The following is a 15,788-nucleotide window of genomic DNA, read 5'->3' as shown; positions in this document are numbered from 1 at the left end:
TTAAATTTATAATGGTTATTTCTATATAATCTCTAAAAATCTCTCTAGTGACATGCCACGGGAACCTTTTATTAAAATTATTTTTTTTGTTGGAATATTCATCTTAATTTTTTTTACAAAATCTTCATAACTACTAAAGAAGTACATATTACTGATTTCTATTTTGTTTGCATAAAAATATTTTCCAACAAAATAGATTTCAATTTCTGATTGATCCAAAAGTAATTCAATTATTTTTTTATGCTCGATTAAGCTTTCGCTTCCAAGCTCGAACATATCACCTAATATTGCAATTTTTCCCTTTTCTTTTAGTTGAATGAAATTTATTATTGCAGCACTCATACTACTTGGATTTGCATTGTAAGCATCCAAAATAATTTTATTACTATTCTTTTCGATTAATTGCGAACGATTATTTGTTGGTATATATCCTTCAATTGCGTCCTTAATAAAATGGTCTTCAATATTAAAATACTTTCCAATAGCGATTGCTGCATTAATATTGTTTGCATTATATAATCCTATTAGATTTGATTGAATTTCAATATTATTAAATTGAATTTTTACCATAGGATTTGCTGAAACTGAAGTTATACTAACGTCGCTTTTTCCTATTTGTGAAAAAGTATATCGTGCAATTTGTAAAGTTTTAAGTTTCTGAATATCATCATCCAAATTAACAAAAACAACTTTCTTGTTTTCTTTTAAATAATGATACAGCTCACTTTTCCCTTTTATTACACCTTCTATACCACCAAAACCTTCTAAGTGAGCCTTTCCGAAATTTGTAACATAACCATAATCTGGTAATGCAATTGAACATAAAAATTCGATTTCTTTTTGATGATTAGCACCCATTTCTATAATTCCAATATCTGTATTTTCATCAAATGACAATAGTGTTAATGGAACTCCAATGTGGTTATTTAAGTTTCCTATAGTTGCTTTAACATTGTATTTTTTAGAAAGAACTACATTAATAAGTTCTTTCGTTGTCGTTTTTCCGTTGCTACCAGTTAAGGCAATAATAGGAAGACCTAATTGTTCACGATGAAACTTAGCTAATTCTTGTAAAGTTTTTAGGCTATCCGAAACCAAAATCATTTTATCCTTATCCGTAAAATATTTTTTATCATCTATTATTACAAATAAAGCTCCTTTTGCAAGTGCTTCTTCTGCAAATGTATTGGCATCAAAATTTTCACCTTTTAGTGCTATAAAAAGTGAATTGGCTTCTATTTTTCGTGTGTCGGTATTTACAGACGTACACTGTAAATAACATTGGTAAATTTCTTCGATTTTCATAATACGAAAGTAGTAAAAATATAAAAGCCCTAAAAATATAGGGCTTTTAAAATATTATATAAGAAAGTTATTAGTTTCTTGCTCTTTTTGGGAAGTCAGATTTAGGTCCAACTCTAGACATTGCACATCTAAATCCAATATAATCAGAAGCAATATCTTGTTGACAATATCTTCTTTGCGCAGGATCTAACCAATATGCTCTATCTTTCCAAGAACCTCCTTTGTAAACTCTTACGTCATCTCCAATAAGTGTTGTTCTTTTTGCAGATTTGTCAAATTTTCTATCCATTTTACCTGTACTATCAGCAGATACTTTATGAATAGGAGAATCATACATTCTGTTTTTATCACTTCCTTTTACTTCTCCCTCTTCAGAACCACTAAGTTTAAACAAACGAGTAGATTGTTTATCTCCATCTCTGTAGTTAATCTCATCACTCTTATCAAAATTTTGTCTTAAATAAGTTTCTTTTTCATCAACAGGAACTTGAGCAATATCGCCAGGCTTATTTCTTGCTATGACTTTACCATTACTTAATGTGTCATATTTAATATTCTCAGAAGTTATTAGTTCTACTTTACCATCATCACCAATTTTATTTTTAGTATAAACGTTTCCACGAACATAGTTAAAATCATTAGCTTCATCATCAACTATTGGTCTATAAACATCTTGTACCCATTCCGCAACGTTACCTGCCATGTCGTATAAACCGAAATCATTTGGTTTGTATGATTTTACAGGAGCAGTAATATCCGCACCGTCATCAGACCATCCAGCTATTCCTCCATAGTCACCTTTACCTTGTTTGAAATTTGCCAATTGGTCACCTCTAGTACCTCTACTTCCAGAACGTGTGTACGAACCTTTCCAAGGATATTTTTTCTGACCTCTATAAAGATTATATTCTCTATTACCTACATCAGCAGCAGAAGCGTATTCCCATTCTGCCTCAGTTGGAAGTCTGTATTCTGGTAAAAGTATACCAGAAGTTTTTTGTGCATATACGTTTTTAGGACCATCTTCTCCTGCTGCAGTTGCAGTAGTATCTGATGAAGCTGCTTTCGATTTTTTAGCACTCTTTCCGCCTTTACGACCTGTTTTCTTTAAAATAATTTCTTCATTTCCACTAAACGATGTTGATGGAGTAGCTAAATATGCTTCGGTACTAAAAGTGTTGTTTGCATCTACATCAACAACTTTTGCTCCTTTTTTCATGTAGCCTTCTCTTTCAAGTACTGACTCATTTACACGATCAGTTCTCCATTTTGCAAATTCACTAGCTTGTATCCAATTTACTCCTACAACTGGGTATTGAGAGTAAGCAGGATGTCTCAAATAGTTATTAGTCATAGTTTCATTATAACCTAATCTATTTCTCCATACCAATGTATCAGGAAGTGCTCCTTCATATATGTTTTTATAGTTTTCATCAGACGGAGGAAAAACTCTCTTTGTCCAATCTAAATATTCCATGTACATAAGGTTTGTAACCTCTGTTTCATCCATGTAAAAAGATTGCACGTGTTGTTGATTTGGAGTGTTATTCCAATCATGCATAACGTCATCTTGTACTTTACCCATTGTAAATGTTCCTCCCTCAACTAATACTAATCCAGGAGCAGTCTCTTGTTTAGTAAAATTATTGTTGTATTGAAAACCACCACTTGGGTCGTTAATCTTCCATCCTGTAGCGGACGAAGTGTTTTTCGAACTAGACTTTTTACTACAACTAGTAAATCCAAACAGCACTATTAATGAAAATAGTACTCTTACAGTCACAATTTTGTTTACTTTCATACTTTCGTAGGTAATTATTTTGTGGCGCAATATAACAATTAACCATTAAACCGCAACACCTTTTTTAGAAATATTTAAAAAAAAGTCAAAAAAATATTTTTTGACATTTATATGTTAAACGAATTATATATTTTTTTATTGTACTAAAAAATTTATTTTTACTCGCTGAAATAAAAATACCTTTATAGCGTTATCTTTGAATATGAAAAAAATTGTACTCATAATTATACTGTTTGTTTTTCAAACATCATTTTCTCAAGACAATAACATAGTTAATCTTGATTGGGTTGATGGTCAATATAATGTTGCTGAAAATTACAATGTAAATATTCCTCATTTTTCAGCCGAGTCATTTATATATAATGAAGTTAAAAAAAGCATCTCTTTTTCTAAAAAAATTGAAATACCTTTCTCGGTTGATGAAAGCAGCATAAAAATATCAAATATTGTTTTTGAGACTATCTCTGAAGAAAAATTAGGCGACTTAGATAAATTTCAAATTCCAAAAATACTTAATGCAACAATTCAAAACGCAAAGGCAAGAGATATAAGTTATGCATTACTAACTTTTTTACCTATAATAAAAGAGGGAAATATTTACAAACGAGTTAAATCGTTATCATTTACCTATTCTGATAAAATTAGCAATGAGATAACTCAAAAAAACATTTCCGCAATAAGCAATTCTGTTTTAAAAACTGGGCTATGGAGGAAATTTTATGTTGAAAAATCCGGTGTTTATGCAATCTCAAAAGCATTCTTACTAGACTTAGGTTTTGATGTAAATGTAGATCCTCGTACGATAAAAATATATGGTAATGGCGGACGAATGATTCCGCTTACAAACTCAGATCCTTACCCAACAGATTTAGCCGAAAATGCCATTCAATTTGTTGGCGAAAATGACGGCGTTTTTAACGACAGTGATTATATTTTATTTTATGCCGAAGGTGTTGACAACTACAATACCGATAGTGAGACTCATGTTAATTTGTATGCTGATAAAACTTATTATTACGTAACATCATCTGCATCTAACGGAAAAAGGATTTCTCCAATGATAGAGTCCCCACAACCTCCAGATATAACATTCACAACTTATGATGAATATCAATTTCATGAAATAGACCGAGTAAACCTAGCGCGTTTAGGAAGAAGATGGTATGGAGAACAATTTAATGTGGTGAATGATCAAACTTTTTCTTTTTCTTTTCCAAACATCGTTACTACAAGTCCCGTATCATTGACGGTTAAAGCTGCAGCCATTGGAGTTTCAGCAACTTCTATGACCGTAAAAGCTAACAGCATAAATATTGGAAATATTAGTCTGCCAGCAAATAACAGTAGCACTCTAGCTACATCAGGAAGCATATTATCTTCATTAACAATTACAAACTCAAATATTTCTATCGATTTAAGCTACAATAATAATGGAGTACCGAGCGCAATAGGTTATTTGGATTACATAAGCCTTAAAGCAAAATCAAGTCTAAATGGATATGGCAAACAATTTAGATTTAAAGTTGATGCTGCAGCTTCATCTATTGGAACATGCGAATACAAAATAAGTAATGCTTCAGCAATAGTTCAAGTTTGGGATATTACCGATATATATAATGTAAGTTCAAAACAAAATAACGGACAAGCTCAGATTTCTTTCAAAACATTTATGGGGCAAGAAAGAAAGTTTATAGCTGTAGATAATTTAGATGTTTATTCTCCTATGAAGGATTCAAATTATTTAGTCTATAATCAAGATATTAAAGGTCAAATATTTTTAAACAATCAAGGAGTTTTTACGAATGTAGATTACATAATTGTGACGCCATATTCTTTAAATAGTCAAGCCGAAAGATTAGCTAATTTTCACAGAACATATTCTAATCTTAATGTAAAAGTCGTAAATCTTGAAGGACTATATGAAGAATTTTCTTCAGGAAAACAAGATATTGGAGCTATTAGAAATTTTGTAAAATACGTTTATGACAATGCATCGACACCAAGTAAAAGGGTGAAATATTTGTGCCTTTTTGGAGATGCTTCTTATGATTTTAAAAATAGAATTTCAAATAACACTAATATTGTTCCAATATTCCAGTCATTAGAAAGCTTCTCACTTTCAGCCTCATTTATCACTGATGATTATTTTGGTTTGATGGATGCTAATGAAGGAAGTATGTCCAGCCCTTTAGGTTTAGACATTGCCGTAGGAAGAATGTTGGTTTCTAGTTTAGAACAAGCTGATCAAATGGTCACAAAAATTATAGATTATCATGACAAAAAATCTTACGGAAGATGGCGTAATAATTTAGTTTTTTTGTCTGATGATGTAGGTCAAACGAGCGATGCTTCTTTGCAAACTAATTTAGATAATTTATCTAACACGATAACAACTCAGAAACCATTTTTTAATTCTAAAAAAATTCATTCTGATTCATACATACAAGAAACAACATCAGGAGGTCAAAAATACCCTAAAGCCAAAGAAGATTTTATAAACTCTTTCGGACAAGGAGCTTTAGTATTTAATTATCTTGGACATGGAGGAGAAGATGGACTAGCAGGAGAAAGATTGTTTGAAACAAAAGACGCTATGAATTTAAGCAACAGATACAAATACCCTTTATTTATTACAGTTACTTGTGAGTTTACTCGTTTTGATAATCCTTTCAGACCCACTGCAGGCGAACAAACGTACTGGAATCCTTTAGGAGGAGCAATTTCGATGATAACTACAACTAGACAAATTGGACAGTCAACAGGAGAACAATTTAATATTGATTTAGGAAAGAAGTTGTTTTCATATGGTTCAAATAGCTACACCTCTATTGCTGAAGCTGTGAGATTAACTAAAGTGGCATCTTCTAATTCAGGAAACAATGTAGTTTCTTATATAGGCGATCCTGCACTAAAACTTGCCATTCCAAAACCAAAAATAAAATTAACAAAAATAAACGGAGTCTCTATAACAGGCACCCCAGACATACTTCAAGCTTTAGGATATGTTACACTTTCTGGAGAAGTTACTGATGAGTTTGACAATCCATTGACTAATTACAACGGAGAATTAGCAATTAATGTATTTGACAAAGAAATAAACAGATCAACTTTAGGAAATGACGGTACTGTTGCGGGTGGTGTATTAGTCATAATGAATTTTACCACATTAGGAGAAACTATTTTTAGAGGAAATGCTTCCGTCACAAATGGTCAGTTCGAATTTGGATTTGTAGTCCCACGGGACATAAAAATTCCCGTAGGAAACGGGAAAGTAAGTTTTTATGCAAAAAACAATAATCCATTAGAAGATCAAACAGGTTATGATTTCTCTATAAAAATTGGCGGATTAAATACAAATGCCGTTGCCGATGTTGCACCGCCTAGAATAAGAATTTATATGAATGACGAGTCTTTCGTGTCTGGCGGAACAACAAATCAATCACCTTTATTTCTTGCTTTTCTAGAAGACGAACATGGTATAAATACAGCTAGTGGAATAGGTCATGACATTGTTGCTTATTTAGATGGAGATGAAACAAAACCATACATTTTAAATGATTTTTACGAAACGGAATTAAATAATTACACAAAAGGAAAACTGAAATATCCTTTCAGAAATTTAGCAATTGGCTTACATACTTTAACATTCAAAGCATGGGATGTTTATAATAATATTGTAACCGCAGATTTGCAATTTATAGTTGTAGGTGACGAAACATTAACCTTAACAAATGTTCTAAATTATCCAAACCCATTTGTAAATCATACCGAGTTTTGGTTTACACACAACAAACCATTCGAGCAACTTGAAGTTCAAGTGCAAGTATTTACCATAACAGGAAAAATAGTTTGGACAAAAAATCAAATAGTAAGTAATGAAGGGTTTACCTCACGCGACATTACTTGGGACGGTAGAGATGATTTTGGAGACAAAATAGGAAAAGGAGTTTATGTCTACAAACTGACTGTAAAATCTAATCTTACCAATAAAAAAACCGAAAAAATAGAGAAATTAGTAATTCTTTAATAAAAGAATATATATTTGTTAATTATTATATCAAAAAAATAAAATGAAGAAAATTGTTTTTATACTAACAGGATTACTTTTAGGATTAAGTAGTAATGCTCAGACTGAAAGACCTATAACGACTGGTGTTCCATTTTTGTTAATTGCTGCCGATGCTCGTGCCGCAGGTATGGGAGATAATGGAGTAGCGAGTTCTCCTGATGCTTATTCGCAACAATACAATCCAGCAAAATACGCATTTTCAGTACGAAAACAAGGTTTTGCAGTAAGTTACACACCTTATCTTACAGCACTTGTAAATGATATTTCATTAGGACAACTTAATTATTTCAATAGAATTAATGAACGAAGTGCTATAGGAACAAGTTTGCGTTATTTTAGTTTGGGTGAGATTCAGCTAACTGATGATTCTGGTAATGCATTAAATGTGGTTAAACCAAACGAATTAGCATTAGATTTATCTTATTCATTACAGTTAAGCGAAAAGTTTTCTATGGCTGTAGCTGGACGTTACATTAGATCAAATTTAAAAGTAGCTTCAGCAACATTAGACGCTTCGGCAGCTAGTAGTTTTGCAGTCGATGTTGCTGGATATTACCAATCGGAAGAAATCGCATATTCAGATTTTAATGGTCGTTGGAGAGGTGGTTTTAATTTTCAAAATTTAGGTCCTAAATTAAATTATGATGGAGCTACTGGAGCTGAAAAAAACGCCAACTTTCTTCCCTCAAATCTACGTATTGGAGGAGGCTTCGATTTTATTTTAGATGATTACAACAAAGTAAGTGCAAATGTAGAATTTGCAAAATTATTAGTTCCAACACCTCAAATTCCAGTTCCTACAGATTTAAATGGTGATGGAGATACTTTAGATCCTGGAGAAAATGGCGTAGCACAAGCCAATGCAGATTATAAAGCAATTAGCTGGACTTCTGGAATTTTTAAATCTTTTGGCGATGCCCCAGACGGTTTTAGTGAGGAATTAAAAGAATTTACTTATGCAGCTGGAGCAGAATATTGGTACCAAGATTCATTTGCTTTTCGTTTAGGATATTTTCACGAAAGTGAACAAAAAGGAAAAAGAAAATACTTTACTTTGGGAGCAGGCTTCAAATATAATGTAGTAACCTTAGACGTTTCTTATTTATTTTCAGCTTCAAAAGTACCAAATCCTTTAGAGAATACTCTACGTTTTTCTCTAACATTCAATTTCGGCGATGATTATGATCAGAATTAAAATCAATAAATAATAAATAATTAATCCAAATTTCAGTAATTGAAATTTGGATTTTTTTTCCCTTAATAAATATGAAAGAGATTAATATAAATACTCGATTGTCGGTTTTTGAATCGATGCAAGAATTACCTAACGATGTAAATCACTTAATGGAAAAAGCCATTGAAGTTCGAAAAAATGCTTATGCTCCTTATTCTAAATTTAATGTAGGAGCAGCTATTTTGTTAGACAATGGCGAAATTGCTTTGGGTTCAAACCAAGAAAACGCTGCCTACCCTTCGGGATTATGCGCAGAGCGAGTAGCGATTTTTCACGCAGGAGCTATTTATCCTCATGCAAAAATTATAAAAATGGCTATTACAGCAGGTTCTACTACATCAATAACAACAAAACCAATCCCACCATGTGGTGCTTGCCGTCAATCAATTTTTGAATATGAATTTAAACAAGACACTCCTATCGAAATTTATTTTATGGGAGAATCAGGCGAAATTTATAAATCAAATTCAATTCAAAATTTACTTCCATTAACATTTGATAAAAACTTCTTGTAAAATTATTTAAAAAGTACGTTTTAAATTTCACATCTTAACTGGAAAGTCTTATTTTTGCCTTTCGCAAATTTGTGTGAGGTCAATATTTTGCGTTTCATAAAATAGTTTACAGGCACAAAATACTTTAGCAAAAGAAAATTAGATGAAAGAAATTACAAAAGAAGTTTATTTAAAGTGGTATGAAGACATGCTACTTTGGAGAAAATTTGAAGACAAACTAGCGGCACTTTATATTCAACAAAAAGTAAGAGGATTTCTTCACCTATATAATGGTCAGGAAGCAGTTCTTGCAGGTGCTTTACATGCAATGGAACTAGGAAAAGACAAAATGATTACTGCTTATCGTAATCACGTTCAGCCAATAGGAATGGGTGTCGATCCAAAAGCCGTTATGGCCGAATTACTTGGAAAAGTAACCGGGACATCTAAAGGAATGGGAGGATCAATGCACATTTTTTCGAAAGAAAAAGGTTTTTTTGGAGGTCACGGAATCGTAGGAGCACAAATACCTGTTGGAGCTGGAATGGCTTTTGCAGATAAATACTTCGGTCGTGATGGTGTAACATTAACCTATTTTGGTGATGGTGCAGCACGTCAAGGTTCATTACATGAAGCTTTTAATATGGCTATGTTATGGAAGCTTCCAGTTGTTTTTATTGTTGAGAATAATGGTTATGCCATGGGAACTTCGGTAGAGAGAACTGCAAATCACACAGATATTTGGAAACTTGGTTTAGGATACGAAATGCCTTGCGGACCAGTAGACGGAATGAATCCCGTAAAAGTAGCAGAAGCAATGCACGAAGCTATTGATAGAGCACGTCGTGGCGATGGCCCTACTTTTTTAGAAATGAAAACTTACCGTTTTAGAGGTCACTCGATGTCTGACGCACAATTGTATCGTTCTAAGGAAGAAGTAGAAGAATATAAAAAAATAGATCCAATTACTCAAGTTCTTGATGTAATTATGGAGAAAAAATATGCAACCGAAGCAGAAATTGAAGCGATAGACGAAAAAGTAAAAGATTTAGTAGAAGAATGTGTAACATTTGCCGAAGAATCTCCTTTTCCAGAAGTGCAACAATTATATGATGTGGTTTACGACCAAGAAAATTATCCATTTATTCCTCATAGACTATAATTATGGCAACAGTAATCACAATGCCTCGTCTAAGCGATACTATGACAGAAGGAACGGTAGCAACTTGGTTAAAAAAAGTAGGCGATAAAATTTCAGAAGGCGATATTCTTGCCGAAATTGAAACCGACAAAGCAACTATGGAATTTGAATCATTCAATTCTGGAACGCTTTTATATATTGGAATTCCAGAAGGAGAATCAGCTCCAGTAGATTCGCTTTTAGCTATTATTGGACAAGAAGGAGAAGATATTTCTGCTTTATTAAATGGAAGTCCAGTAGCTGCAAAATCAGAAGTTACCCCAGAAGTTGTTGCTCCAAAAAGTCCCGAAGCTTCGGAAAAAGAGCAATCTAAATCAGTTAGTCTTCCAAAAGGAGTTGTAGTTGTTACAATGCCAAGACTTTCAGATACAATGACTGACGGAACTGTGGCAACTTGGTTAAAAAAAGTAGGAGATAAAATTGCCGAAGGTGATATTCTTGCCGAAATTGAAACTGATAAAGCAACAATGGAATTTGAATCTTTCAATGCTGGAACTTTATTATTCATTGGTGTTCAGGAAGGTCAAACAGCTCCAGTTGATAGCGTTTTAGCGATTATAGGACCAGAAGGAACGGACATTACAGGAATTGCTGAAAATTATAAAAAAGGCGGAAATATTACTGCTCCAGTTGCTGAAAAAGCTATCGAAGTTTCTAATTCAACACCAAATACAACTCAAAAACAAGAATCAAATTCAAATGAAAGGATTTTTGCTTCGCCTTTAGCTAAAAAAATGGCGCTAGATAAAGGAATCAACTTATCTCAAGTAAAAGGTTCTGGAGAAAATGGTAGAATTGTAAAAGGAGATGTAGAAGGATTTACACCTCAAGCTGCAGTTCAACAAACAGTTTCTACTTCGCCTGTAGAAATTAGTTCTGCTGCTTCTGTTGTTAAACCATTTGTTCCTGCTGGAGAAAAATTCTCGGAAGAAATTAAGAATTCGCAAATGCGTAAAACCATTGCGAAACGATTATCAGAATCTATATTTACAGCACCTCATTTCTATTTGACTATCGAAATTGCAATGGACGAAGCTATGAAATCTCGTGCAACAATAAACACTATTCCTGACACTAAAGTATCGTTTAATGATATGGTTGTCAAAGCTTGTGCGATGGCCTTAAAGAAACATCCACAGGTAAATTCTCAATGGACAGCAGATGCAATGATCATCAATCACCATGTAAATATTGGTGTTGCCGTAGCTGTTGAAGACGGATTGGTAGTTCCAGTTTTAAACTTTACAGATCAAATGAGTTTAACTCAAATAGGTTCGGCAGTTAGAGATTTAGCAGGAAAAGCTAAAACTAAAAAATTAACGCCTGCTGAAATGGAAGGAAGTACATTTACAGTTTCTAATCTTGGAATGTTTGGCATTACAGAATTTACGTCAATCATAAACCAACCTAATTCTGCAATTTTATCCGTAGGAGCTATTGTCGAAAAACCAGTAGTTAGAAATGGTCAAATCGTAGTTGGAAATACGATGAAAGTAACACTTGCTTGCGATCACAGAACGGTCGATGGAGCAACAGGAGCGCAATTCTTACAAACATTAAAACAATTTGTTGAAAATCCAGTAACGATGTTGGCATAATTGTCAATATTTATTTAATATTTAATCTCATCTTGATTCAATCATGATGAGATTTTTTTTATTTTAGCTTAAATTCATTTTTCATGAAAAATATTATTATCACAGGAACTTCTAGAGGAATTGGTTACGAATTAGCCTTGCTATTCGCAAAAGCAGGACATAATGTCTTAGCTATTTCTAGAAAAATTCCACAAGGACTAATTGGGAATGCTAACATTACTTGTATTTCTATTGATTTAGCTGTCGAAAAAGATTTAGAACAAGTAGAAAATTTTCTTTCACAATCATGGAAAAAAGTGGATATTATTATTCATAATGCTGGTTCTTTATTATTAAAGTCATTTGGAGAAACTACTTCCGAAGAATTTGAAAATATTTATAAAGTTAACGTCTTTGGAGTAGCTAATCTAACACGTATTTCTTTGCCTTATCTTCAAAAAGGAAGTCATGTGGTAACCATAAGTTCTATGGGCGGAATTCAGGGAAGTATGAAGTTTGCAGGATTATCTGCTTATAGCTCTAGCAAAGGAGCAGTGATTACGTTATCAGAATTATTGGCCGAAGAATATAAAGAACGTGGCATTTCATTTAATGTTTTAGCATTAGGATCTGTAAATACCGAAATGCTACAAGAAGCTTTTCCAGGTTATCAAGCACCACTTTCAGCAACAGAAATGGCTGATTATATTTATAATTTTGCTTTAACTGGTAATAAATATTATAATGGAAGAGTTTTACAAGTTTCGACAACAACACCGTAAATGAAAACCGTTTTAGAGAAATATATACCAGAACACTCGGTAGAGCCAGTTTTTGAATTAATAAAAATCAATCAGGTTCATCTAAAAATCGTAAACGAGCGAGTAACTCGTCATGGAGATTACAGAAAAGGATTGTCTGGAAAACATGAAATTACTGTCAATACCAGTTTGAATAAGTATCGATTTCTGATGACATTAATTCATGAAATTTCTCATTTAGTTGCTTTCGAAAAATACGGTCGAAACATAAAACCACACGGAGACGAATGGAAACTAACTTTTCAACGATTGATGGTTCCGTTTATTCGTCCCGAAATATTTCCAAGTCAATTATTACCATTGTTGGCTAGACATTTCATAAATCCAAAAGCAAGTAGCGATACAGATGCTACTTTATCCTTAGCATTAAAACAATTTGACCCAGAGAACGATAAAAACTATATCTTTGAGATTCCCTACGGAAGTATGTTTCGCATTCATAACGGTAAAATTTTTAAAAAAGTAGCATTACGATTAAAAAGATTTGAATGCTTAGAAATAAGTTCTGGTAGAACCTATTTATTTAATCCAAATGCCGAAGTAGAATTATTACCAAATTGATTTAAATTGTAAAAAAGCCTTAGCAGTTCTATAACTTTGAACCTTTGTAACTTAAAAAAATGAATAAAAATTATTACGCAATATTAATGGCTGGTGGTGTTGGGTCTCGATTTTGGCCAGTAAGCACCGTAGAATTTCCAAAACAGTTTCACGATATGTTAGGAACTGGAGAAACTTTAATTCAAAAAACATTCAGTCGTTTGTCTCAAATTATTCCTAAAGAAAATATCTTAATTCTAACTCATGAGAGTTATAATGATATTGTTTTAGAACAATTACCTTCAGTAAATCAAGAGCAAATCATACTAGAACCGGCAATGCGAAATACGGCACCATGTATTTTGTATGCGTCATTAAAAATAAAAAAGCAAAACCCAAATGCAATTATGGTTGTTGCCCCAAGCGATCATTGGATTGAAGACGAAATGCAATTTGTTGCTAATTTGCAAAGATCATTTGATGTGTGTGAAAGAGAAGAAACCCTAATGACTTTAGGTATTTTGCCAACTTTTCCTAACACAGGTTACGGATATATCGAGTTCGACAAATTAGATAGTCGCCCCATAAAAAAAGTAGTTCAATTTAGAGAAAAACCGAATTATGCAACAGCGAGAAAGTTTATTCAAAGCAGGAATTATTTGTGGAATGCAGGAATTTTCTTGTGGAGTGTACAATCTATACTAAAAGCTTTTGAAGAGTATCAACCTGAAATGTTTTTACATTTTATGAAAGGTTATGATTTATACAATACCAAAGATGAAAAAAAATTTATAACTGAAAATTATCCATTAGCCGAAAATGTGTCTATTGATTATGCCATCATGGAAAATGCAAAAAATGTTTTTGTTCTTCCTGCTACTTTCGATTGGAATGACCTAGGCACTTGGGGTTCGCTTCATGAGAAATTAGACAAAGATGAGAATAATAATGCTGTAGTTAACGCTAAAGTTTTACTTGAAAATTCATCAAATAACATTATACGTTCCGATGCAAAAAAAATAATAGTTATTGATGGATTACATGATTATATCATAGTAGATAAAGAGGATGTTTTATTAATTTATCCAAAAAACAAAGAACAAGACATTAAAAGTATTGTAAAAAAATTAGAGATTCAAAACTAAAAGCAAACAGATTAATAACAAAAATTTCTAATTGTAACTCAATAATAAAACTAAAAAAGCACAATTTTATATTGTGCTTTTTTAGTTTTATTTATAGAAAATATCTACTTAACATTGACCTCAAATGGCAACATTGCCTGAATACCTTTTTGAGAATTCATTTTTCTAATTTGCTCGATAATTTTATAATTTTCGAGACCTATTTCTTCCTTAATTAAGTTCTCACGAGATTTCATAAACGGGAAACCATGTCCACCAAACAAATCTTTAAAGTTTTTCTCATATTTAGGATAATCGACAGTCGAGTATTCTTTCACTTTAACCAAATTAGAAGCATAAGCCAAAGCTGCATCTAAGCCACCTATCTTGTCAACCAATCCCAATCGCAAAGCATCAGAACCAGCCCAAACCCTACCTTGTGCGATGGCATCTACTTGTACAAAAGTCATTTTTCTTCCTGTAGCAACACGAGTTACAAAAGTATTATAAATATGCTCTACTCCTTCTTGTGTGATTTTTCTAAAATTGTCATCTAGTGGTTTAAACAAACTATAACCTGACGCATTTTCATGAGTTTCTACCAACTCAGTATTAATACCATATTTTTTTGTCACTTCAGATAGATTTGGTAAAGTCCCAAAAACGCCAATAGATCCAGTTATTGTACTGGCTTCTGCAAATATTTCATTAGCATTACATGCAATATAATAACCTCCAGAAGCTGCCAAATTCCCCATAGATACAACAACAGGTTTTACTTTTTTAGTGATTTCGATTTCTCTCCAAATCAAATCGGAAGTTAAAGCACTTCCACCTGGACTATTTATTCTTAACACAATAGCTTTTATATCATCATCTTTCCTAGCTTCTTGCAACGAGCGACGCATAGAACCTTCTCCAACAGTATTTATATCACCTTCACCTGATCCTATTTCTCCTTGAGCATAAATAACTGCAATTTTGTCTTTTCTTTCAAAATCAGAAGTTGATGTGGCAACATCTTGGGCATAATCCATAATATTAACCGTATTATAATCATCATCAGAAGTTGCTTTTAGCGCTTTTCTAATATCATCATGGTACACATCTTCGTAAGCTATTTTATCAATTAATTTATTTTGCAAAGCCATCTCTGGAGTTCTAGCTAGTAATCCTGTTGCAATGACATTTAATTGTCTAACTGGAATATTTCTAGATTTCGAAATATCAGCAGCCATAGCATTCCAAATAGAAGTTAAGAAAGTAGTAATTTGATCTCTATTTTCAGGACTCATTTCGTTTAGCAAAAATGGCTCTACTGCACTTTTATATTTTCCATGACGAATCACTTCCATTTTCAATCCTGTTTTGTCTTGAAAATCTTTATAATACATCACTTCGGTCGAAAGTCCTTTAAAATCTAATTCTCCAACAGGATTTAAGTAAACAGTATTCGCAACTGAATTCAGGTAATAATCTTTTTGTGAATATGCATTCCCATAAGCCATAACAAATTTTCCTGATTTTTTAAAATCTTCTAACTGATTCCTTAAGGCTTTAGTTTGTGCAACACCAAGTGCTAAAGTATTATTTAGAATTGAAATTCCTTTTATTTTATCATC

The 15,788-nt window shown here is 32.6% G+C and carries 11 protein-coding genes; 8 read left to right on the top strand and 3 right to left on the bottom strand.

The window, feature by feature from the left end:
* Positions 1-21: 21 nt before the first annotated feature.
* Complete coding sequence (locus ACKVOV_RS04145) at positions 22-1,305, bottom strand: UDP-N-acetylmuramoyl-tripeptide--D-alanyl-D-alanine ligase (RefSeq protein ID WP_409205508.1); 1,284 nt, start codon at positions 1,303-1,305, stop codon at positions 22-24.
* 70 nt (positions 1,306-1,375) lie between these two features.
* Positions 1,376-3,106, bottom strand: coding sequence for a gliding motility lipoprotein GldJ (gene gldJ, locus ACKVOV_RS04140; protein ID WP_409205507.1), 1,731 nt, complete (start codon positions 3,104-3,106; stop codon positions 1,376-1,378).
* Positions 3,107-3,308: 202 nt separating this feature from the next.
* On the opposite strand from gldJ, the gene porU reads away from it, so the two are divergent.
* The 8 genes from porU to ACKVOV_RS04100 all read left to right on the top strand — a co-directional run bounded on the left by porU (position 3,309) and on the right by ACKVOV_RS04100 (position 14,187).
* Positions 3,309-7,133, top strand: coding sequence for a type IX secretion system sortase PorU (porU, locus tag ACKVOV_RS04135; protein WP_409205506.1), 3,825 nt, complete (start codon positions 3,309-3,311; stop codon positions 7,131-7,133).
* Between the two features lie 43 nt (positions 7,134-7,176).
* A complete protein-coding gene (porV, locus tag ACKVOV_RS04130) occupies positions 7,177-8,370 on the top strand; it encodes a type IX secretion system outer membrane channel protein PorV (RefSeq protein ID WP_409205505.1) in 1,194 nt (397 codons plus the stop codon).
* Between the two features lie 71 nt (positions 8,371-8,441).
* Entirely contained in the window at positions 8,442-8,924 is a 483-nt protein-coding gene (gene cdd, locus ACKVOV_RS04125) for a cytidine deaminase (protein ID WP_409205504.1), read from the top strand.
* Between the two features lie 142 nt (positions 8,925-9,066).
* Entirely contained in the window at positions 9,067-10,065 is a 999-nt protein-coding gene (gene pdhA / locus ACKVOV_RS04120) for a pyruvate dehydrogenase (acetyl-transferring) E1 component subunit alpha (RefSeq protein ID WP_409205503.1), read from the top strand.
* A gap of 2 nt (positions 10,066-10,067) precedes the next feature.
* On the top strand, positions 10,068-11,702 hold the full coding sequence (locus ACKVOV_RS04115) for a 2-oxo acid dehydrogenase subunit E2 (RefSeq protein ID WP_409205502.1): 1,635 nt from the start codon (positions 10,068-10,070) through the stop codon (positions 11,700-11,702).
* An 83-nt stretch (positions 11,703-11,785) separates the two neighbouring features.
* Positions 11,786-12,463 carry an SDR family NAD(P)-dependent oxidoreductase gene (locus ACKVOV_RS04110; RefSeq protein ID WP_409205501.1) on the top strand — a complete coding sequence of 226 codons (678 nt, stop codon included), beginning with the start codon at positions 11,786-11,788 and terminating at the stop codon, positions 12,461-12,463.
* On the top strand, positions 12,464-13,063 hold the full coding sequence (locus tag ACKVOV_RS04105; protein WP_409205500.1) for a SprT-like domain-containing protein: 600 nt from the start codon (positions 12,464-12,466) through the stop codon (positions 13,061-13,063).
* 59 nt (positions 13,064-13,122) lie between these two features.
* On the top strand, positions 13,123-14,187 hold the full coding sequence (locus ACKVOV_RS04100; protein WP_409205499.1) for a mannose-1-phosphate guanylyltransferase: 1,065 nt from the start codon (positions 13,123-13,125) through the stop codon (positions 14,185-14,187).
* Positions 14,188-14,291: 104 nt separating this feature from the next.
* On the opposite strand, the gene sppA is transcribed toward ACKVOV_RS04100, so the two are convergent.
* Positions 14,292-15,788 (bottom strand): signal peptide peptidase SppA (gene sppA, locus ACKVOV_RS04095; RefSeq protein ID WP_409205498.1); only part of this gene is annotated, 1,497 nt, incomplete at its 5' end.

The sequence above is a fragment of the Flavobacterium sp. genome, assembly GCF_046153165.1.
GTDB lineage: Bacteria > Bacteroidota > Bacteroidia > Flavobacteriales > Flavobacteriaceae > Flavobacterium.
Note: the sequence above shows the minus strand (reverse complement) of the source record. Positions and strands in the feature narration are given on the sequence as shown.